Raw genomic sequence first — 19,171 nt, 5'->3', positions numbered from 1 at the left:
GATTAGTTCTCCCCGGACTTGGCTGAGCATCGAACCTTGATGTCTACCGGGGCGATGCTGGGTTCAAAGACGAAGTCTTTGACTGACTTCCACTGGGCTTCGTATTGCAAGGGGCCGTTCACTCCACCCGTGGTCGCGATGTCATTGGCCAAGTCCAGTCCATCCGTGCTGGTGGTGCCGTAGGCTGGGCGGTGCCACGATTGATACACCGTTGATCCACTAATCATCAGGTCATGGTCGCTGCCGGGCGACCAAACGCGTTTCCACGTCCTGCCCCCGTCCGTGGAGTAAGGCATCTTGTTGCCCCCACAAGCACCTCCACCGGACGAGCAGTTCGTGCCTCCGCGCGTCACCGGCGCCACCAGGTATTGATCATTGGCCGCATCGATGATGAGAGTGGTCCGATTCATCACCGCGTCAAATCTCACTACCTCTGAATGAATGCCCTTGGCTGTGTCCACGAAGTACAGCATGTCACCGTAGCAGTGCTGATCCGGCGTGATCTCGAAGTAACGGTGATCGTCGATGCGGTAGGCAACCTGTGCCGGCACGGAAGACTTGGGCGGTGGCACAGATGACTGTGAGACTCCACCCCCGGCACATGCGCTCAATACAAACAGCAGGGGCGCAAGCAAAAGCGTCATTGAAGAGATGTCATCGGCTCTCATGCGCATCTTTCTGTTGCGGTGAAACGGTTGCGCGACGCAAACCAAGCCATTTCGAATGCTTCAACCTCGTAGGGCTTGGGAATGATGTCACCTCTTGATTTTGTTGGCGACTTGGAACTTCTGACGTTGCCGCTGCTGTAGTTCCTGTCCATGCCATACCACTCGCCATATGAATTGGCTCCATGCACGAAGATGGTGATTCCGGGCATTAAGTGCGGCACGCCAACGGTGTGGGTGCGGGCAGCTTGCTTGTCGTCAATGCCAGTGACTTTTCCTTTGACCCATTGATATTTTCCAGGATCGGGAGTGACGGGTATTTTGATGGTGCTAAGTTCATCGCTCATGGTTTGCCCTCTGTGCCACTGGCTTTGCAGCGCACCTTCGTATCCACCGGAGCAATTTGCGGTTGGAAGATGAAACCGCGCAAAGATTTCCAGTCGACATCCTGTTGAGTACTGAGCGCGACCAGGTCAATTGCATCCGTATACAGAACTTCCCCAAAACGATATGAGTGATAAGCCGTCGATCCACCGACCATCAGGTCGTCTTCGCTGCCTGAAGACCAAACGCGTTTCCACGTCCTGCCCCCGTCCGTGGAGTAAGGCATCTTGTTGCCCCCGCAAGCACCCCCACCGGACGAGCAGTTCGCGCCTCCGCGCGTCACCGGCGCCACCAGGTATTGATCATTGGCCGCGTCGATGATGAGAGTGGTCCGATTCATCACCGCGTCGAACGTCACCACCTCCGAATGAATGCCTTTTGCTGTGTCTACGAAATACAGCATGTTCCCAAAGCAGGTTTCGTCCGGCGTGATCTCGAAGTAACGGTGATCGTCGATGCGGTAGGCAACCTGTGCCGGCACAGAAGACTTGGGCGGTGGCACAGATGACTGGGAGACTCCACCCCCGGCACATGCGCTCAATACAAACAGCAGGGGCGCAAGCAAAAGCGTCATTGAAGAGATGTCATCGGCTCTCATGCGCATCTTTCTGTTGCGGTGAAACGGTTGCGCGACGCAAACCAAGCCATTTCGAATGCTTCAACCTCGTAGGGCTTGGGAATGATGTCACCTCTTGATTTTGTTGGCGACTTGGAACTTCTGACGTTGCCGCTGCTGTAGTTCCTGTCCATGCCATACCACTCGCCGTCTGAATTGACCCCGTGCACGAAGATGGTGATTCCGGGCATCAAGTGCGGCACGCCAACGGTGTGGGTGCGGTCGACTTGCTTATCGTCAGTACCCGTGACCATGCCCTTGACCCATTGGTACACACCTGGGTCTGGGGTGATCGGCGTCAATCGACTAAGGTCGCTGTCTTGGGTCATTTGAGGCTCCCATTATTCAGAGCTTTGCAGCTCACCTTGGTGTCAGTAGGAGCGATGCGAGGTTTAAAGATGAAGCCCGGAAGGTACTTCCAGTCCTCGCTCATCGGCTTGAGAAGAGTCAGCTCAAGTCCTTCAGTAATGACGTCTACGTTTCGGTGCGATTGATACGCCGTTGATCCGCTGAGCATCAGGTCATAGTCGCTGCCCGGAGACCATACCCGTTTCCATGTCCTGCCACCATCAGTGGAATACGGCATCTTGTCGCCCCCACAAGCACCTCCACCGGACGAGCAGTTCGTGCCTCCGCGCGTCACCGGCGCCACCAGGTATTGATCATTGGCCGCATCGATGATGAGAGTGGTCCGATTCATCACCGCGTCGAACGTCACCACCTCCGAATGAATGCCTTTTGCTGTGTCTACGAAATACAGCATGTTCCCAAAGCAGGTTTCGTCCGGCGTGATCTCGAAGTAACGGTGATCGTCGATGCGGTAGGCAACCTGTGCCGGCACGGAAGACTTGGGCTGTGGCACAGATGACTGTGAGACTCCACCCCCGGCACATGCGCCCAGGCACAGGCTCATCATTACGGCCAGCATTGCCGCGGCAAGACAAGCAGATCTCGAGCCAGGCTTCAACCCGTCGGCCACCTTCACTTGCCGCCTCGGCAAGGCGCCAACATATCCAGGCTTGTCATGAATAAGGGCTCGAATTTCTTGTCATTGGGATCGAAGCTGCGACTTGGCACCTGCGCTGCCAAGTCGTTGCATTGGCTTTTTGTCGGGACGCTTTCCTTGCTCATGCACCGACCTACCGAACTGATGATCTTGTTTGCCTCTTCGGCTTGCAAGTCGTCCCTCATGGTTTGCAAGACTTTGACGACATCAACGCGCATCTCCGGGTAGGTGCTGGCGCAACCGCCCAGGACTCCGACCAAAAACTGGGCAGTCTTGTTGACACCGTCTGCAGCCATGGCCTGCGCTTGACCGGCGGTGATGTCTGCGTTGGCTGCGCCGGCCAGCAAAGCCATTGCGGATGTCAACGCGAGTTGGCCAATTCGACCGTTGACAGGCAACAAGTTCTTCTTTTTCATTTCTTAACTCCCTGAATGGTTTCAAGTTTTCGGATTCACAAGCCCGTTCAAGTGACATCGAACGGCTTGTCTTTGTCGAGCTTGGAAATGGCGTCGCCACCTGTCTCGGCGGAAGCCTTTGACCCACTCGCCTTGAGGACGGTGTAGGCCCGGTTTGCCAGGCTGTCGTCCTTGTCTCCCACGCTGTGCAATTTGAGTTGCTGGGCCTGGTCGGTGCGCACAAAACCGGGGAAGTCCACACCGATGGTGCTGGGGCCACTGAGGCGAAAGTTGGCGGTCTGCACCAGATGCTCGCCGGTCATGCCCCATGTCACCTTGCCGCCCTCCATGCGCAGGTACGTGCCATCGTCCAGGGCTAACGTGATCCTCTTCTTGGCCTTGAGGGTGATGCCGTCCTCGGTGGACTGGATCGTGATGGACTTCTCGCCCGTGATCTCGACACTGTTGTGCTGGGCTTGATGGATCAGCTTGCCCTCATTGGCAATGACACGGATATCGCCAGTGCGAGCGAACTGCCCGATGTCCTTGCCGGCGGTGTGCAGGATGGACTGGTCGGCGTAGTGCTGCTGGTTGTGGCCCGCCACGGTGTCGATGTTCAGGCCGGCATATTGGGTGTAGTCGTTGGGCGTGACGGTGGCAATGCCGGCGGCACCGCTGAGGGCCAATACCGGCTGACCGCCTTGCGCCTTGCCGTGGGCGCCGGCTTCATTGCTTGCTTTGTGGCCAAGGGCTTCGGCAGCTTCGCTCAAGGCCTGCTGGGGCGCAGTTTCGCGTGCACCGGCTTCGCATTTCGTGGCCGCCTTGGTCAGGTCTTTCGCGATCGCCAGCGCCTGCTGGAGGCAGGCCACGAGTTCATCGCGGCTGAGCAGGCCCCCAATGGCCTTCGAACGGCCATCGGTCGAGATAAGCAGGCCTTTCTGCGTGCGCACTGCGCCCCAGCCATCGGTGCGCAGTTCGAAGCCTTCGCCCCGCTCGTCCTTGCGGCCGGCGTTGTCTTCTACCCGCGTCACATGGCCAAGGCTGAGACTGGAGTCCATGTGGTCGCTCTTGACCTGCGCCTGAATCTTGCCGTCGGTGTCGTCCAGCAGCATGTGGTTGCTGCGACCCGCTGCGCTGTTGCCGCCTTCTTTGGTCAGTTCACGACTGCGAAAACCACTGAGTGCCGATTAGTCAGGCAAGCTCCAGGGCGGTTGATTCGCTTGGTTGTGAACGCGCCCCGTGCAAATCGGCAGATCAGGATCGCCGCCGTAAAAATCGACGACGACCTCCTGGCCGATGCGCGGCACATGCACGCCGCCAAGTTGGTTGCCGGCCCAGGGGCTCGAGACGCGAAGCCAGCAGGTGCTGTTCTGGTTTTTTTGGCCGATGCGGTCCCAAGGAAATTGGACCTTGATGCGACCCAGTTCGTCGGTCCAGATGTTCTGCCCCTCAGGACCGACCACCATGGCCGGCTGCGGGCCGCCTGTCTGCGGCTTGCGCCTGGTGAGTTCGGCACGCAATGGTTCGGTGACTGGGTGAGCCGTCAGGTCGACCTGGACTCGCCATTGCTGGCGTCGCTCAGCTCCAGCATCGACGTTCTGGCTGTCGAGCGCGGCGTCTTCGATCAGCAGTTGGGTATCCAGGATCAGGTATTCGGCGTTGGCGCCTTGACGTGGATGCTTCTGGAGTTTGAAGGTGCAGCCGGGCACCATGCCGCGGAGGTTGCCGCTCGCGCGAGCCCGCGATCCGTGGGTCCGCAAGTTCTGCATGCGCAAGAGGGCGAGCTTGCCACCGTCGTTTACCGCATCGCTGGCTGCGGCCGCCCCAGCTCGGGGCTGGGCGTAGTGACTGCCTGAATGGCTCGCGTGCCACTGATAAACCTCCTGGGCGGCCTGCCCGGTGGGACGAGGGTCCGTGCGTCCAGTAGCCAACTCGGACTTTGGACGGGTGTAGTCGTAATCGCGGGTGGCATAGCGGCCGCTGGTCAAATGGTTGTGCGGCGCGAAGGCGTGGATGTACTCCGCGTTGACCTTCCATCCAGGCGCGTGATAGTCAACGTTTTGATAACCGGCACTTTCGTTGGGCTTGTAGGAGCCCATGGCGTCAGATAGCACCAACCGGTGTTTATCGTCGGAGTGTTCGAAGTGGTAGCTGATGCCCCATTCCTGGCACAGGCGCTCAAAGAAGGCGAAGTCAGACTCATTGAACTGAGCCTGGTAATCACGCGTCGGGTACTGCTCGTACAGGCGCTTGTCGACGGAGAAAGCGTAGTCAGCCAGGAGTTCGTCAAGGATGTCGACAACCGTCTTGTCCTGAAAGATCTTGCAGTCTGTCGTGAGCGTGGCCAAGTGAAGCCAGGGCCGCAGGGTCAGGCGGTACTGGATGTGGCGACCTTCTTCACCCCACAGTTGCGCGTCGGTAATCAGAGCGCTGATCTGGCGACTGCCGGCACCGAGACGGTCGGAGCTAGCGCCAACCGCGCCCGGAATGAACTCGCCAGCGCCGTCGAGTTCGATGGAACAAGTGATTTCGCGCCCGATGAAGCTGTCCAGATCGTAGTCCGCAGCCTTTGCGGCGCCGATGTTCAACGTGTCTGGAGTCTTCAGCAGCAGCTCGTACTCAAACAGGCTATTGACACCTTCGTGCCCGGAAAGGCGAACTGGCTCGAGTGCAGGACGGCCGAGTACGACCGGAATGGCGCTGCTGCTGATTTCAAGCGTGCGCGCGGATAGACCGCTGATAACGGACATGAAGATTCCCCCTGAGAATGACCCGGCAGATGACTGCTCTGCCGGATTATGAGAGGGGCTTCAGAACGAAAGCATGGATGAAATGTGACTTGGCACTGGCAACCACATGCCATGTGAACGAATGCACGTATGCGCTAAAAGCAGTCGGTTAATTAATCCTGCGCATCAAACCCACCCTCACCCCCCATGGCACTTCTTAAATTTCTTTCCACTCCCGCAAGGACACAGATCATTGCGCCCCGGCGTCGCTTCCTTGCGGATCGTCTCGACCTTCGGCCCCATGCTCTTCCATAGCTGACGCAGGTCGTACACGGCCCAGATGGCTTCGCCGAAGTCGTCGAGTCGCTGTTGGCTCACGCTCGGCGGGCCGTCTTCGCTGAACATCGACAGCGTCGGTTTGGCGGTGTCGTCTTCGGTCAGGGCGACGATGCTTTGGAGTGCTTCGTCGAGCATTTGCGCGGCCTCTTTGTCGCGCGGCGCGGCCCAGTCTTCGGGCCAGTTTTCGACCGCGTACATGAAGCCCAGCGCCCACACTTGCGCGAACGAGGGGATCTCTTCGCCCTCGATGTCGGTGCGTTCGTCTTCGGGCAACGACGCGATGGCGCCGCGGGTGTCGAGCACTTCTGGTTGCCAGGTGCGCTCGTCATCGAGCGACTGCACATCGGCATCGAGGCCCTGCTCGATCTCGCGCCAGCGGCGCTTCCAGCGCCAGACGAATTCCATGTGCTGCGCCGCGACGAAGCCGTCGCCCAGCAGCACCGGCCAATATTCTTCGGTCGGCACCGGGCGGCGCGAGCACACGAGCGCGGCCATGAAGCCTTCGCAGAATTCCCACTGAGGGATTTCTTCGTCGGTCTCTCGCATGGCGTCGAGGTCGCCGTCGAGCGCGTCGAAGTCGTCGGGGCCGAGCGGTGCGGGGTCCGGAATGGGTTGGGCAGCGGAGTCGTTGTCAGGAGCGGAAGGAGTCGTCATATTGCGTCTGTTTGAGCCCTCTATGATGCAGCAGGCAGGCCGCCGGGCACTGGAGAACACACCATCGCGACACCGATCAACACACCTTTTCCCACCCGCTACATCGCGTTCGCGCTGTGCGTGGTCGGCTTGGTCGCAAGCCTGGCGACGGTGCTGTTGTGGCCTTGGCTCTGGCGCGGATGGGTCGGCGTTGGCGCCTTTGCGGTGCTGAGCGGCACCGGCGTGCACGACCTGCGGCAGACGCGGCACGCCATCCTGCGCAATTACCCGGTCATCGGGCACCTGCGCTTTTTACTGGAGTACATCCGGCCCGAGATGCGCCAGTACTTCATCGAGAGCGATGCCGAAGCCGCGCCGTTCTCGCGCGCGCAACGCTCGCTGGTTTACCAGCGCGCCAAGGGCGAGCCCGATAACCGGCCTTTCGGTACGCAGCTCGACGTGACCATCGCCGGCTACGAGTGGATCAACCATTCGATGGTGCCGACCCAGCTCGCGAACCACGACTTTCGCATCGTCATCGGCGCCGACTGCGCGCAGCCTTACGACGCCAGCGTGTTCAACATCTCGGCGATGAGCTTCGGTGCGCTGTCGGCCAACGCGATCCTCGCGCTCAACAAGGGGGCCAAGGCCGGCAACTTCGCGCACGACACGGGTGAAGGCTCGATCTCGCAACACCACCGCGTGCATGGCGGCGACCTGATCTGGGAGATCGGCTCGGGCTACTTCGGCTGTCGCAACGACGACGGCAGCTTCAGCGAAGAACGCTTCGTTGCCAACGCGCGCGACCCGCAGGTAAAGATGATCGAGATCAAGCTGAGCCAGGGCGCCAAGCCCGGCCACGGCGGCGTGTTGCCCGGCCCCAAGGTCACGGCCGAAATCTCAGCGGCGCGCGGTGTGCCGATCGGTGTGGACTGCATCTCACCGTCGTCGCACCGCGCCTTCAGCACGCCCGTCGAGATGATGAATTTCGTCGCCCGGCTGCGTGAGCTGTCGGGCGGCAAGCCGACCGGCTTCAAGTTCTGCCTGGGCCATCCATGGGAATGGTTTGCCATCGTCAAGGCGATGCAGCAGACCGGTATCACGCCCGACTTCATCGTCGTCGATGGCGCCGAGGGCGGCACCGGGGCGGCACCGGTCGAGTTCAGCGACCACGTCGGCGCGCCGCTGCAGGAAGGCCTGCTGCTGGTGCACAACACGCTGATTGGCGTCGGCTTGCGCAGCCGCATCAAGATCGGTTGCGCGGGCAAGGTGATCACCGCCTTCGACCTGGCGCGGATGATGGCGCTGGGCGCCGACTGGTGCAACGCGGGGCGCGGCTTCATGATGGCGCTCGGCTGCATCCAGGCGCAGACCTGCCACACCGGCAACTGCCCGACCGGCGTCACCTCGCAAGACCCGTTGCGCCAGCAGGCGCTGGTCGTACCGACCAAAGCCGACCGCGTGCAGAACTTTCATCGCAGCACGCTGCACGCGCTGCAGGAGCTGGTGCAGGCCGCGGGGCTCGACCATCCGCAACAGATCACCGCGCACCACATCGTGCGGCGCATTTCCGACACCGAGGTGCGACTGTTGAGCAACCTCGTGATGCAGGTGCAGCCCGGTGCGCTGCTCGGGCCACTCGATGCGCAGCACAACGTGTTTCGCACGTACTGGCCGTTGGCGAACTCGGCCAGTTTTCAGCCGCTGCTGCCGGCGCTGCAGGCCGATGCGCAGAAGCAGCGTGAGGCTGCGGACGTGCAAGCAAGAACACAAACGCAGGCCGAAGGGCAGGCGCCGCAAGAGGTCGCGCTCAGCGCATGAACCCTCCCAAACGCAGCGGCTCCACGCGCATCCAGATGCGCAAAGGCGTGGCCTCGGGGCCTGCGCCACTCGACGCGCTTCCGCGCGCACCTGCACCGGGCGACTACGCCGAGTTCCTTCGCATCACACTGCGGCAGCAACCGAAGAACGTCGTCAGTCACCGGCTCGGCGCCGAGCGCGTGTGGCTCAAGAAGGCCGGTGCGCGGCACGGCAAGCTGCGCTATCACCTGCTCGCGGTCGTTGCCGGCCTGCTGCGGCTCGACGTGCTCAAGCCCGTGCCCAACCCCGGCGGCGAGGCGGCCATCGCCATCGAAGGTCGACGCCTGCGTGAGCTCGGCGCAGCGGGTTTGCGCGTGCCGGCCGTGCTGGCGCAGCAACCCGACGGCTTGCTGATGTCGGACCTCGGCGAGAGTGGTCGCAGCACCGTCGTGCTGCAGGAAAAGCTCGATCACGCTGCCGCCGCCGGCCCCGCCGCGCTGCTTGCCGTGTGGCGCGAAGGGCTCGACGCCATCGCCATCGTGCACGCGCGCGGCAAGTACCTGAGCCAGGCCTTCGACCGCAACCTGGTGCAGTGCCCCGACGGCGTCATCGGCTACATCGACTTCGAGGACGACCCAGGCGAGACGCTGCCGCTGGCTGAATGCCAGGCGCGCGACTGGCTGAGCTACCTGCATTCGACCGCGATGCTGGTGCGCGCGGCGTCGCCGCAGGCCGCGGCCGATCACTGGCACGCGGTGCTGAAGGCGGCCGACATCGAGGTACGCGCGCGGTTGCGGCTGGCAGCGCAGCGAATGCGCTGGTTGCGTCATTTGCCGGCGGGTCGGCGCTGGGGTCGCGACACGCAACGCGTGCGAGCCGTCGCGCGGTTGCTGTCGCGCTGGCATGGCAAGGGCGATGCCTTGTCGGATTGACGCGATCAATCGAGCTTCATCGACCCCAGCCGCTTCACGATGAGGTCGTGCAGCGCCTGCGCCGCCATCGACAAGCTGCCCTCACGACGCTGCACCAGATAGACATTGCGCGTCAGGGACGCCACCGGAAACGGCCGCGTCACCAGTGTCTTCCGCCCGAAATGGAATAGCGTGAGAGCAGGCACGACGCTGATGCCGAGCCCCGCTTCGACCAATCCCATCACTGTCGCCAGATGCTCGACCTCGAACACGGCATTGAGTCGCAGCGGATGCAGAGCGGCATCGAGCGACTGGCGCACGCTGCTGTGGCGCGCCATCTGGATGAACGGCCACGGCGCAATCTTCCTGGCCGTGAGCCGCGGCTCCTGCGCCAGGGGATGGTCGGCGCGGCAGACCAGATGAAAGCGATCGGAGCAAAGCTTGCGGCTGCGCAGGTCGCTCGCCGAGGCCGAACCGGCGCCGGATGCAGCCAGTGCGAAGTCGACCCGACCGCTGCGGAGCAATGCCACGCACGCATCAGACAGCGCGTCGTGCAGATCGAGCGTGATGCCGGGCCAGGCTTGCATGAATTCCGCGAACACCGCGGGCAGCCAGCCCGCGGCCAGCGATGGCAAGGCCGCGACGCTGATCCGCCCCGTGCGCATTGCGACGTGGTTCGCGAGATCTTCGATGGCGCCACCCATGTCGTCGAGCAGGCGCCGCGCAGGACCCTCGAACAATCGGCCCTCGGGCGTGAGCTGCACGCTGCGTGTGTCGCGGTCGAACAGGCGCGCGCCGACCGACGCTTCCAGCGTGCGGATGAGCGCGCTGAAGGCAGGCTGCGACAGATGGCAGGTCTGCGCAGCCCGCGTGAAGTTGCGTTGATCAGCCAGCGCAAGAAAGGCGCGCAGCTGGCGTGAAGACAGGTCGGGGGTTCTCATCTGCAGTCCACTCTACGACCTCGTTCTGTGATTTGAAATTCGGATCAATTCATTCGAATTTTTGATTTTACGGATGATGCTTTGGTACCTACATTAGGACGATGCCGTCGCCTGTCACGCCCAGCCCACCCCCATTGCTCGTCGGTTGTGCCGCCGGTTTTTCCGGCGATCGCACCGACGCTGCGGGCCCGGTGGTCGACACGCTGATCGCTCGGCTCGCCAGCGGACCGGCCGGCCAACGCGCCTTCCTGATCTTTGAAACGCTGGCCGAACGCACGCTTGCGCTCGCGCAGTTACGTCGCCGTGCCGATCCGGATTCAGGCTACGAGCCGCTGCTCGATGCCATGCTGCGTCCCGTGCTGGCGCGCTGCCTGGCGCACGGCATCCGCATCGTGAGCAACTTCGGCGCGGCCAATCCGCGCGCGGCGGCACGACACATCGCGCGCATGGCGGTCGAGCTGCAGCAGCCCCCGCCGTGCATTGCCGTGGTCGAGGGCGACGATCTGTCTTCGCCGGAACAACGCGCGCTGCTGCGAGAACAACTGGGCGCGCAGCTCGACGGCTTGCGCATCGTCAGCGCCAACGCATACATCGGCGCGGAACCGATTGCGGCCGCACTCGATGCCGGCGCGCAGATCGTGGTCTGCGGCCGCGTGGCAGACCCATCGCTCACGGTCGGCCCGGCGATGTCGCACTTCGGCTGGCGCGCCGACGACTGGACCGTGCTCGGCCGCGCGACGATGGCCGGCCACTTGCTCGAATGCGGCGCGCAGGTGTGCGGCGGCTACTTCGCCGACCCCGGCTTCAAGGATGTTCCGGGCCTGGCGAACGTCGGCTTTCCGATTGCCGAAATCGAAAACGACGGTCGCTGCACCATCGGCAAGGCCGACAACTCCGGCGGCCTCGTGACCGAGGCGACGGTCAAGGAACAACTGTTGTACGAGGTGCACGAGCCGGCGGCCTATCTGACCCCGGACGTGGTGGCGGATATCGCCGACGCGGAAGTTGAACTGCTGGGCGCCGACCGCGTGCGACTGTCGGGCGTGCGCGGCCATGCGCGTCCGACGCACTACAAGGTCAACGTGTGCCACGAAGGCGGTTGGCTTGCCGAAGGCGAGATCTCGTACGCCGGCCCGCGCGCCGAGGCCCGTGCACGCTTGGCAGCCGATGTGCTGCGCAGCCGATTGGTCGGGCTTAGCTTGCGCGTCGACCTGATCGGTTCGCTCAGCATCTTCGGCGACGACGCCGGCCGGGCGCTCGCCGAGTTGCCCGACGCCGGCCACCGCGATGTCCGCCTGCGCGTCGCCGCCACGCATGCCGATCGCGCCGAGGCCGAGCGGCTCGGCCGCGAAGTGACCGCCCTCTACACCTGCGGCCCGGCCGGCGGCGGCGGCGTCCGCACCACGCTCACGCCGCGCCTCAGCACCCTCTCCTGCCTGCTGCCGCGCAAGGCGGTGCCGGTGCGCTTCGAGATCGTCAGCGGTGGGAACTTGCCATGAACACGACCGTCATGGGCACCCAGGCTTTCCCGCTGTATCGCCTGGCGCACGGGCGCACCGGCGACAAGGGCGACCGCTCCAACATCAGCGTCATCGCATGGCATCCCGAGCTGTTCGACTTGCTCGTCGCGCAAGTCACATCGGAGGCGGTGGCCGCGCAGTTTCACCATCGCGCGCCGAGCCGCGTACAACGCTTCGTGCTTCCCAAATTGCACGCGATGAACTTCGTGCTCGACGGCGTGCTCGACGGCGGCGTCAACGATGCGCTGAACCTCGACACGCACGGCAAGGCACTGTCGTTTCTGTTGCTCGCACTGCCGGTCGACGTGCCCGATCACCTGCACCATCTGCTCGCCGGTCCATCCGAAGACTGACGCGACTTTTCATCATCACCACATCAGGAGACATCCCTTGAAATCGTTCCGTCCACTCCCTTCCTTTGCTTCGATGGCGGTCGTTGCCGTGGCCGCCACGCTGGCACTCTCGCTGGCGCCGATGCTGGCCCAGGCGCAGACCTTCCCGGAAAAATCGATCACCTTCGTCGTGCCCTTCGCGGCCGGCACCGCGACTGACCAGATCGCCCGCGCGCTCGGCAACGCCGTCACGGCCGAGACGAAACAGCCGGTGGTCATCGACAACAAGGCCGGCGCAAGCGGCTTCATCGCGTCGCAGAACGTCGCCAAGGCTCCAGCCGACGGCTACACCGTGCTCATCACCACCAACACCACGCACGCGGCCAACGAACATCTGTACAAGAAACTGCCGTACGACCCGGTGAAGGATTTCGCGCCTATCACCGCGCTCGGCAAGGGCGGCCAGATCATGGTCGTCGCGCCCGATTTCCCGGCGAAGACAGTGGCCGAGTTCATCGCTCTCGCAAAAAAAGATCCGGGCAAGTACAGCTTCGGCAGCGGCAGTTCGTCGAGCCGCATGGCGGGCGAGTTGCTGCAGCAGATGGCCGGCATCAAGCTGCTGCATGTGCCCTACAAAAGCAACACGCTCGCGGTGACCGATCTGCTCGGCAACCAGATCAACATGATGATTACCGACACCGCCACGGGCCTGCCGCAAGTCAAAGCCGGCAAGCTGCGTGCATTGGGCATGTCGAGCGCCCAACGCTCGCCGCTCGCACCCGATGTCCCGACGATTGCCGAAGCCGGCGTCAAGGGCTACCAGATGGGTTACTGGTTCGCGGCCTACGCACCGGCCGCGACGCCGCCCGCCGTCGTCAAGCGCCTGAACGAGCTGCTGGTCAAAGCCGCGAAGAGCGACGCAGCACGCACCAGCTTTTACGCGACCACCGGCACCGAGGTCTTCACGACCACGCCCGACGAGTTGGCGAAGTTCCAGGCCGCTGAATCGCAGAAGTGGGGCAGCATCGTGAAGGCGGCCGGGATCGAAGCGGAATAGGGTCGCGGCGCATGCAATCGGGGGGATGACTGCAATGAAGCTCGGGTGAGCCAGGAGACAAGGCCTGCTGGGCGTCCCGCTCAGGGTTCCATCTCGACACCCAGCGCCGCCAGCCGCTTGCGCAAGGCGCGCACCGCGCCATCCTTGCTCAGCAGCATCGCACCGTGCGCGACGGCCAGGTCGATGAATATCTGGTCGTCGGGGTCTTTGCAGGTCATCACAGCTTTGGCTGCAGCGGGCACGATGTGCGCCAGACGGTCGAAGGCGGCGATGACGTCGCCAGCACTGATTTCATAAAAAACGAGGCGCGGCACGATCTTCGGATAGCCGAGCACGCGTGCGAGTTCGACGCGCATGGCCTCCGTCGCGATCCAGGTTCGTGCCCCGGCTTCGAGTTCGGCGCGCAACGCTTGCACGGCCACGTCGTTGAACACGAAGATGTCGAGAACGATGTTGGTGTCGAGAACGATGGGCGCCGAAATCATCGGGGAAGTCTAGGCGCCGCCACAACGGCTGCAAAAGACCTGACCGACAATCCGTTTCATGAACACCGCACTGCTCGTAATCGACGTCCAACAAGGTCTGTGCGAGGGCGAGCATGCTGCCTTCGAATCGCCGCAAGTCATCGACCGGATCAACCGGGTTTCGGACAAGGCGCGCGCCGCGGGCGCCTTCGTGATCTTCGTGCAGCACGAGTCCGGCTCGGGCTACCTCGAACACGGCACTCCCGCCTGGCAACTGGCCGATGGACTCACCGTAGCGCCGACCGACCTGCGCGTTCGAAAGACGTCCGCGGACTCGTTCCACAAGACCGATCTGCAAGATGTCTTGAAGGCGCACGACGTCGAAGACCTCATCGTTTGCGGCATGCACACCGAGTTTTGCGTCGACACGACCACCCGGCGCGCGCTGGCTTTGGGCTACCCGGTGGTGCTGGTGTCCGACGCACACACGACCGAAGGCAATGCGGGGCTGACGCCGCAACAAGTCATCCGGCACCACAACGACACACTTACCAACATCAGCAGCTTCGGGCCGCGCGTGACAGCAGTGTCGACGGACGATTTACGCATCGGCACCTGACGCGTTCCGGTGCCTCCAGGTGGCTCAGGTCACCGGCGCTTTCGGCGTGCGCGCCGAGCCCTTGACCATGTCGAACTTGAACAGCCGGCACTCGATCGGCCCGTTCCACATCGGCACGCGGCGCGACTCTTTGAGGCGCATGCGCTTGGGCAACTGCAGGTCGGGCGTGAGCACCCAGCCGGTCCAGCCGGCGTAGTTCTTTTTCCAGTGGCTGGCGAGCTGCGGGAAGAAGTCGCCGCTGGCATCGCCGCCTTCGGTCTGCGCCGACTCGCGTGCGCCGAACCGCGCGGTGTTGGCTGCACTGTCCGCGCCTGCGATGCCACCGACTTCGATGCGCTCGCCATATGGAGGATTCACGACCATGACGCCTCCAGTGGTGCCAACGTCAACTGGCGGCATACGCTGCAACGCGTCACCGCCACGGAACTCGATGCGGTCGGCCACGCCCGCGCGCTCGGCATTGCGCTCGGCGAAATCGACCATCCGGTGCGCCACGTCGGAGCCGAAGATGTTGGCCGGCCCCGGCTCGTGCGAAGCGCCGGCCTCTTCAGCCGCGGCCTTGATCGCCGCCCACACGTGCGGCTGAAACGCCAGCAATTTCTCGAAGCCGAACGACCGCAACCAGCCCGCCGGAATGCCCGACTGGATCTGCGCCGCCTCGATGGCGATCGTGCCGCTGCCGCAGCAGGGGTCGTACAAGGGTTGGGTTGCGACCTCGCCCGTTTCGGGGTTCCACCAGCCGCTGGCGGCCAGCATGGCCGCGGCCAGCGTCTCCTTCAGCGGCGCATCTCCGGTGTCTTGTCGCCAGCCGCGCTTGAAGAGCGGCTCGCCGCTGGTGTCGATGTAGAGCGTGCAGTCGTCGGTGGTCAGATGCGCGAAGACGCGGCAGTCGGGCCACTGCGTTTCGATGCTCGGCCGCACGCCGCCGGCTTTGGCGCGAAAGCGGTCGGCGATCGCGTCCTTGATGCGCAGCGTCGCGAAGTTCAGGCTCTGCAGCGGGCTGTGCTGCGCAGTGGTCTCGATCTTGAAAGTCTGCTTCGGCGTGAACCAGATCTCCCACGCCACGCCACTGGCAATGGCGTAGAGATCGTTCTCGCTGCGGTACGGCGCATGCGCCAATTCGATGAGCACGCGTTGCGCCAGGCGGCTGTGCAGGTTGAGCTTGAGGGCGTCGCGCCACTCGGCCCGGACCCGCACGCCGCCGCGCAGCGTCAGCAGGTCTTGGCCGACACGGCCGGTCAGCGCATGGACTTCCTGCGCCAGGAGTTCCTCGACGCCGGCGGCGCAAGGCAAAAAGAGAGAGAGATCGTTCACCCGCCCACTATAGTGGCCGTGCTCATGAGTTCCCCGTCCGCCCCCGCGTCGCCCTCATCACAGGCCGCTCCGTCGCCGGCCGTGCGCTTTGCAGTGCAGTGCGAAGTGCTGCGCCTAAGCGCCCAGCCCACCGGACCGATGCTGGCCGTGCAGTTCCTGCTGGACTGCGGCGTTGCAGCCCTCTTCGCCTGGCAGTATTCGGTATCGCACGCGCTTATCTGGATCACCATGATCGCCGCCAGCACCGCATGGCGCGGCTTTTTTCCGCAAGTGCTGCCCAGCTCGCTGACGCCCGAGAACCTGCAGCCTGCGCTCCGCCTGCACACCTTTCGCATCGCAGTACACGAGGCCGCGCACGGTGCGGCAGGCGTACTGTTGTTCAGTCCGACCGACCCGGTGGTGCAACTGCTGCTGGCCGTCGTCATCATGGCGATGACCCTGTCGTCGGCGTTCTCGGTGTCGTATCACACGCCCGCGATGCAACTGGCGATCTCGCTGCTGCTGGTGCCGATGATCGTGATGAGCCTCACCTACGGCCAGCCGGTGATGGTGACGGCGGCGGTCCTCGGCATCGGCCTGCTTGCGATGGTGTGGAACCTGGTGTCGGAGCGCTCGCGCCAGCTCGAAGAAAACATCAGCCTGCGCCACAACGAGAGCGCGCTGCGCGTGCAGGCGCTGGCTGGCCTGCGCGCGTCGGAACAGGCGCAGGCCGAGCGTCTCCGGTTCTTTTCAGCCGCCAACCACGACCTGCGGCAGCCGGTGATGGCTATGGGCCTGCAGGCCGAAGTGCTGCGGCAGCAACTGCGCGCCGGCGAAAGCGCCGCCGTGGTGCAAGGCTCCGTCGATGCGCTGTCACGGGCACAGCAGGCGCTCGAAGGCTTGACCAACCAGCTGCTCGAAATCGGTCGCATCGAGGCCGCTGCCGACCCGTTCACGTTGACCGCGGTCGCCCTCGCACCGCTGCTGAACGAGTTCGCACGGCAGGCAGGCAGCGGCCGGGTGCGGGTGCGTTGCCCGGCCGAAGCCATCGTGTGGACCGACACGGTGGCGCTGCGCCGCATCGTCGCCAATCTGGTCGACAACGCTGTCAAGTTCGCACCCAATGGCCGCGTGTTGCTGGCCTGTCGGCGCCGGCCGGGCGGCTGGCGCATCGAGGTGCGCGACAGCGGCATCGGCATCGCTTGCGAAGCGCAGGAGCGGGTGTTCGGCGACTTCGAGCAGGTCGGGAACGTGGAGCGCAATCTACAGCGTGGGCACGGCCTAGGGCTGGCCATCGTGCGGCGCCTGGCGATGCGGCTGGGGGTCCAGATCACGCTGCGGTCGCTGCCGGGACGCGGCTCGGTGTTCGGCTTCACGCTGCCATCGGCCCCTCGCGATGCGCACCCCGACCGCACGGCACGCGCCGCGACCGCGGCGGCGACCAGCACCGCAGCGCTCGACGCCATGCCGCTGGCGCCCGGCTTGGCGGTGCTGGTGGTCGAAGACAACGCCGTGGTGGCCGACAGCCTCGCGGCCCTGCTGCGCCAATGGCAGGCGCTGCCACGCATCTACGAGAGCGCGGCCGAGGCGCTGGCGCTCGCCGACCTGCAGGCCATCGACGTCGCGCTGTGCGACATCCGCTTGCCGGGCAAGCTCGACGGTATCGACCTGGCACGACGCCTGCAACTGCAAAAGCCGTCGCTCACGATCGCGCTGATCTCGGCCGATATCGATGAAGCGACGCTGCACCTGGCCCGCGAGCGTGGCTGGCATGCGTTGCGCAAGCCGGTGCAGCCGGCGGAGCTGCGCGGGATTTTGTTGCAGGCGCGGCGGTAAACCGAAGCCTTACAGCGCCTTGCGCAGATTCGCCGGTGCGATGCGCAGCGCTTCGCGGTACTTGGCGACGGTGCGCCGCGCACATTCGATCCCCTGCTCTTTCAGCATGTCGGAAATCTGGCTGTCCGACAGCGGCTTCTTGATGCTCTCCGCGCTCACGAGTTGCTTGATGAGCGCTCGCACTGCCGTGCTGGATGCATTGCCGCCGGTCTCGGTTCCGAGCGCCGAACCGAAGAAGTACTTGAGCTCGACCGTGCCGTAAGGCGTCGACATGTACTTGGCCGTGGTCACGCGGCTGATGGTCGACTCGTGCAAGCCCAGCTCGTCGGCGATCTCACGCAGCACCAACGGGCGCATGGCGAGTTCTCCGTGCACGAAGAAGCTTTTCTGCCGCTCGACGATGGCGTTGCTCACCCGCAGGATGGTGTCGAAGCGTTGCTGGATGTTCTTGATGAACCAGCGCGCCTCCTGCAGCCGCTGCGACAGCGCCTGGCTGCCCTCGCCCTTGTGCGCCTTGAGCGCGCCGGCGTAGATGTCGTGCACGCGCAGACGCGGCATCACGTCGGGGTTGAGCATCACGCGGAACTTGAGCGTCGCGCCACGACCGGTGCGGGTGACGATCACGTCGGGCACCACGATGTTGCGCTCGACATCGACGAAGCGGCGGCCCGGCTTGGGCTCCAGCTTGGCGATCGCCTGCAGCGCGCTGCGCACTTCTTCTTCGTTGCTGCGTGTGAGCGTGGCCAGACGTTTGAAGTCGCGCCGCGCGAGCAGCTCCATCGGCTGCTTGCAGATCAGGATCGCAGTCTTGCGGATCTGCTTTTCTTCGGCCGTCTCGTTCTCATGGGCGAGCGCCTTCAGCTGGATCGCCAGGCATTCGCCGAGATCGCGTGCGCCGACGCCGACCGGCTCCAGGCTTTGCAGCAGGCCGAGCGCCACCTGGAAGTGGTGGACGAGACCGTCGAACTGGTCGTTGTCATCGCCCGCGAGGCCCGATGCCAGCGCTGGCAACGAGTCTTCGAGGTAGCCATCGTCATTCAACGATTCGATCAAAAAACGCAGTGCGGCCTGGTCGTTTTCGTTCAGCCGCAGGCTCAGTGCCTGTCGGTGCAGGAAGGATTGCAGCGACTCCTGGCTGCGCGCGAGCTCGGTGGCGTCGGTGCGCTCGCTGCCGTCGTTCGGGCCGAGGTTGTTGCTGCTGGCCGGCGCCTCGCCGCCCCATTCCCCATCGTCCGGCGTCATCTCGACCGTGCCGTCGCCGCCCCAGTCGGGCTCCTGGTCGGACATCTCGGCGGCCGGCGCTTCGGTCTCGCTGGCGGTCGTGGTGGTGCTCGCGCCGTCGGCACTGGTCGCCAGCGCGCTGGGCGCGAACTCGCCGTCGCTCTCGCTCTGGCGGTCGCTGTCGTGCTCTTCGCGCGGCGCTGGCGCGTCGGACACGTCGATGCCGAACTCTTCGCGTGCGGCTTCTTCGGCCGTGCGCTCCAGGAACGGGTTGTCGTCGAGCATCTGCTCGACTTCCTGGCTCAACTCGAGCGTGGACAACTGCAAAAGTCGGATCGACTGCTGCAGTTGCGGCGTGAGCGCGAGGTGCTGCGATACGCGCAGCGACAGGCCTTGCTTCATCCTGCGCG

20 protein-coding genes are annotated in these 19,171 nt (G+C 64.0%); 7 read left to right on the top strand and 13 right to left on the bottom strand.

Translation table 11 applies throughout. The features are described 5' to 3' along the window. Positions 1–2: 2 nt before the first annotated feature. The 9 genes from RCH10_RS03005 to RCH10_RS02965 form a co-directional block, all read right to left on the bottom strand. Positions 3–668: a hypothetical protein gene (locus RCH10_RS03005; protein ID WP_409051208.1), complete on the bottom strand. Its 666-nt coding sequence runs from the start codon at positions 666–668 to the stop codon at positions 3–5. Next, entirely contained in the window at positions 665–1,012 is a 348-nt protein-coding gene (locus tag RCH10_RS03000) for a hypothetical protein (RefSeq protein WP_409051207.1), read from the bottom strand. The genes RCH10_RS03005 and RCH10_RS03000 overlap by 4 nt, the downstream gene beginning before the upstream one ends. Next, entirely contained in the window at positions 1,009–1,647 is a 639-nt protein-coding gene (locus RCH10_RS02995) for a hypothetical protein (protein WP_409051206.1), read from the bottom strand. The genes RCH10_RS03000 and RCH10_RS02995 overlap by 4 nt, the downstream gene beginning before the upstream one ends. Beyond that, complete coding sequence (locus RCH10_RS02990) at positions 1,644–1,994, bottom strand: hypothetical protein (protein WP_409051205.1); 351 nt, start codon at positions 1,992–1,994, stop codon at positions 1,644–1,646. Before RCH10_RS02990 ends, RCH10_RS02995 begins: the two co-directional genes overlap by 4 nt. Beyond that, positions 1,991–2,506 carry a hypothetical protein gene (locus RCH10_RS02985; RefSeq protein WP_409051204.1) on the bottom strand — a complete coding sequence of 172 codons (516 nt, stop codon included), beginning with the start codon at positions 2,504–2,506 and terminating at the stop codon, positions 1,991–1,993. Before RCH10_RS02985 ends, RCH10_RS02990 begins: the two co-directional genes overlap by 4 nt. Before the next feature lie 140 nt (positions 2,507–2,646). Further along, entirely contained in the window at positions 2,647–3,087 is a 441-nt protein-coding gene (locus tag RCH10_RS02980; protein WP_409051203.1) for a hypothetical protein, read from the bottom strand. A gap of 47 nt (positions 3,088–3,134) precedes the next feature. Beyond that, positions 3,135–4,178, bottom strand: a complete 1,044-nt coding sequence (locus RCH10_RS02975) for a DUF2345 domain-containing protein (RefSeq protein ID WP_409051202.1) — start codon at positions 4,176–4,178, stop codon at positions 3,135–3,137. Between the two features lie 75 nt (positions 4,179–4,253). Beyond that, a complete protein-coding gene (locus RCH10_RS02970; RefSeq protein WP_409051201.1) occupies positions 4,254–5,816 on the bottom strand; it encodes a type VI secretion system Vgr family protein in 1,563 nt (520 codons plus the stop codon). 177 nt (positions 5,817–5,993) lie between these two features. After that, a complete protein-coding gene (locus RCH10_RS02965) occupies positions 5,994–6,788 on the bottom strand; it encodes a UPF0149 family protein (protein WP_409051200.1) in 795 nt (264 codons plus the stop codon). Between the two features lie 63 nt (positions 6,789–6,851). Between RCH10_RS02965 and RCH10_RS02960 the strand changes: the two genes are divergently transcribed. Next, positions 6,852–8,588: an FMN-binding glutamate synthase family protein gene (locus RCH10_RS02960; RefSeq protein ID WP_409051328.1), complete on the top strand. Its 1,737-nt coding sequence runs from the start codon at positions 6,852–6,854 to the stop codon at positions 8,586–8,588. Continuing rightward, on the top strand, positions 8,585–9,499 hold the full coding sequence (locus RCH10_RS02955) for a hypothetical protein (RefSeq protein WP_409051199.1): 915 nt from the start codon (positions 8,585–8,587) through the stop codon (positions 9,497–9,499). Before RCH10_RS02960 ends, RCH10_RS02955 begins: the two co-directional genes overlap by 4 nt. Positions 9,500–9,504: 5 nt before the next feature. Here the strand turns inward: RCH10_RS02955 and RCH10_RS02950 are convergent, their stop codons facing one another. Beyond that, positions 9,505–10,419, bottom strand: coding sequence for a LysR family transcriptional regulator (locus tag RCH10_RS02950; protein ID WP_409051198.1), 915 nt, complete (start codon positions 10,417–10,419; stop codon positions 9,505–9,507). Positions 10,420–10,520: 101 nt separating this feature from the next. Here RCH10_RS02950 and RCH10_RS02945 point away from each other — a divergent pair, with 101 nt between their 5' ends. The 3 genes from RCH10_RS02945 (at position 10,521) to RCH10_RS02935 (ending at position 13,328) form a co-directional block, all read left to right on the top strand. Further along, entirely contained in the window at positions 10,521–11,918 is a 1,398-nt protein-coding gene (locus RCH10_RS02945) for an acyclic terpene utilization AtuA family protein (RefSeq protein ID WP_409051197.1), read from the top strand. After that, positions 11,915–12,292, top strand: coding sequence for a hypothetical protein (locus tag RCH10_RS02940; protein WP_409051196.1), 378 nt, complete (start codon positions 11,915–11,917; stop codon positions 12,290–12,292). Before RCH10_RS02945 ends, RCH10_RS02940 begins: the two co-directional genes overlap by 4 nt. A 73-nt stretch (positions 12,293–12,365) precedes the next feature. Continuing rightward, positions 12,366–13,328: a Bug family tripartite tricarboxylate transporter substrate binding protein gene (locus tag RCH10_RS02935; RefSeq protein WP_409051327.1), complete on the top strand. Its 963-nt coding sequence runs from the start codon at positions 12,366–12,368 to the stop codon at positions 13,326–13,328. Positions 13,329–13,408: 80 nt separating this feature from the next. Here the strand turns inward: RCH10_RS02935 and RCH10_RS02930 are convergent, their stop codons facing one another. After that, positions 13,409–13,813: a putative toxin-antitoxin system toxin component, PIN family gene (locus RCH10_RS02930; RefSeq protein WP_409051195.1), complete on the bottom strand. Its 405-nt coding sequence runs from the start codon at positions 13,811–13,813 to the stop codon at positions 13,409–13,411. A gap of 58 nt (positions 13,814–13,871) precedes the next feature. Here RCH10_RS02930 and RCH10_RS02925 point away from each other — a divergent pair, with 58 nt between their 5' ends. Continuing rightward, on the top strand, positions 13,872–14,411 hold the full coding sequence (locus RCH10_RS02925) for a cysteine hydrolase family protein (protein WP_409051194.1): 540 nt from the start codon (positions 13,872–13,874) through the stop codon (positions 14,409–14,411). Between the two features lie 24 nt (positions 14,412–14,435). On the opposite strand, the gene RCH10_RS02920 is transcribed toward RCH10_RS02925, so the two are convergent. Further along, the gene (locus RCH10_RS02920) at positions 14,436–15,725 is read right to left on the bottom strand and encodes a class I SAM-dependent RNA methyltransferase (RefSeq protein ID WP_409051193.1); all 1,290 of its coding nucleotides are present in this window, start codon (positions 15,723–15,725) and stop codon (positions 14,436–14,438) included. A gap of 24 nt (positions 15,726–15,749) precedes the next feature. Here RCH10_RS02920 and RCH10_RS02915 point away from each other — a divergent pair, with 24 nt between their 5' ends. Beyond that, on the top strand, positions 15,750–17,540 hold the full coding sequence (locus tag RCH10_RS02915) for an ATP-binding protein (protein WP_409051192.1): 1,791 nt from the start codon (positions 15,750–15,752) through the stop codon (positions 17,538–17,540). Between the two features lie 9 nt (positions 17,541–17,549). Here the strand turns inward: RCH10_RS02915 and RCH10_RS02910 are convergent, their stop codons facing one another. After that, a complete protein-coding gene (locus tag RCH10_RS02910) occupies positions 17,550–19,163 on the bottom strand; it encodes an RNA polymerase factor sigma-54 (protein ID WP_409051191.1) in 1,614 nt (537 codons plus the stop codon). Positions 19,164–19,171: the final 8 nt, after the last annotated feature.

Origin of the sequence: Variovorax sp. GrIS 2.14 (assembly GCF_046115955.1) — a bacterium.
Lineage (GTDB): Bacteria > Pseudomonadota > Gammaproteobacteria > Burkholderiales > Burkholderiaceae_C > Variovorax.
This window is presented reverse-complemented; position numbering and strand designations above follow the sequence as displayed.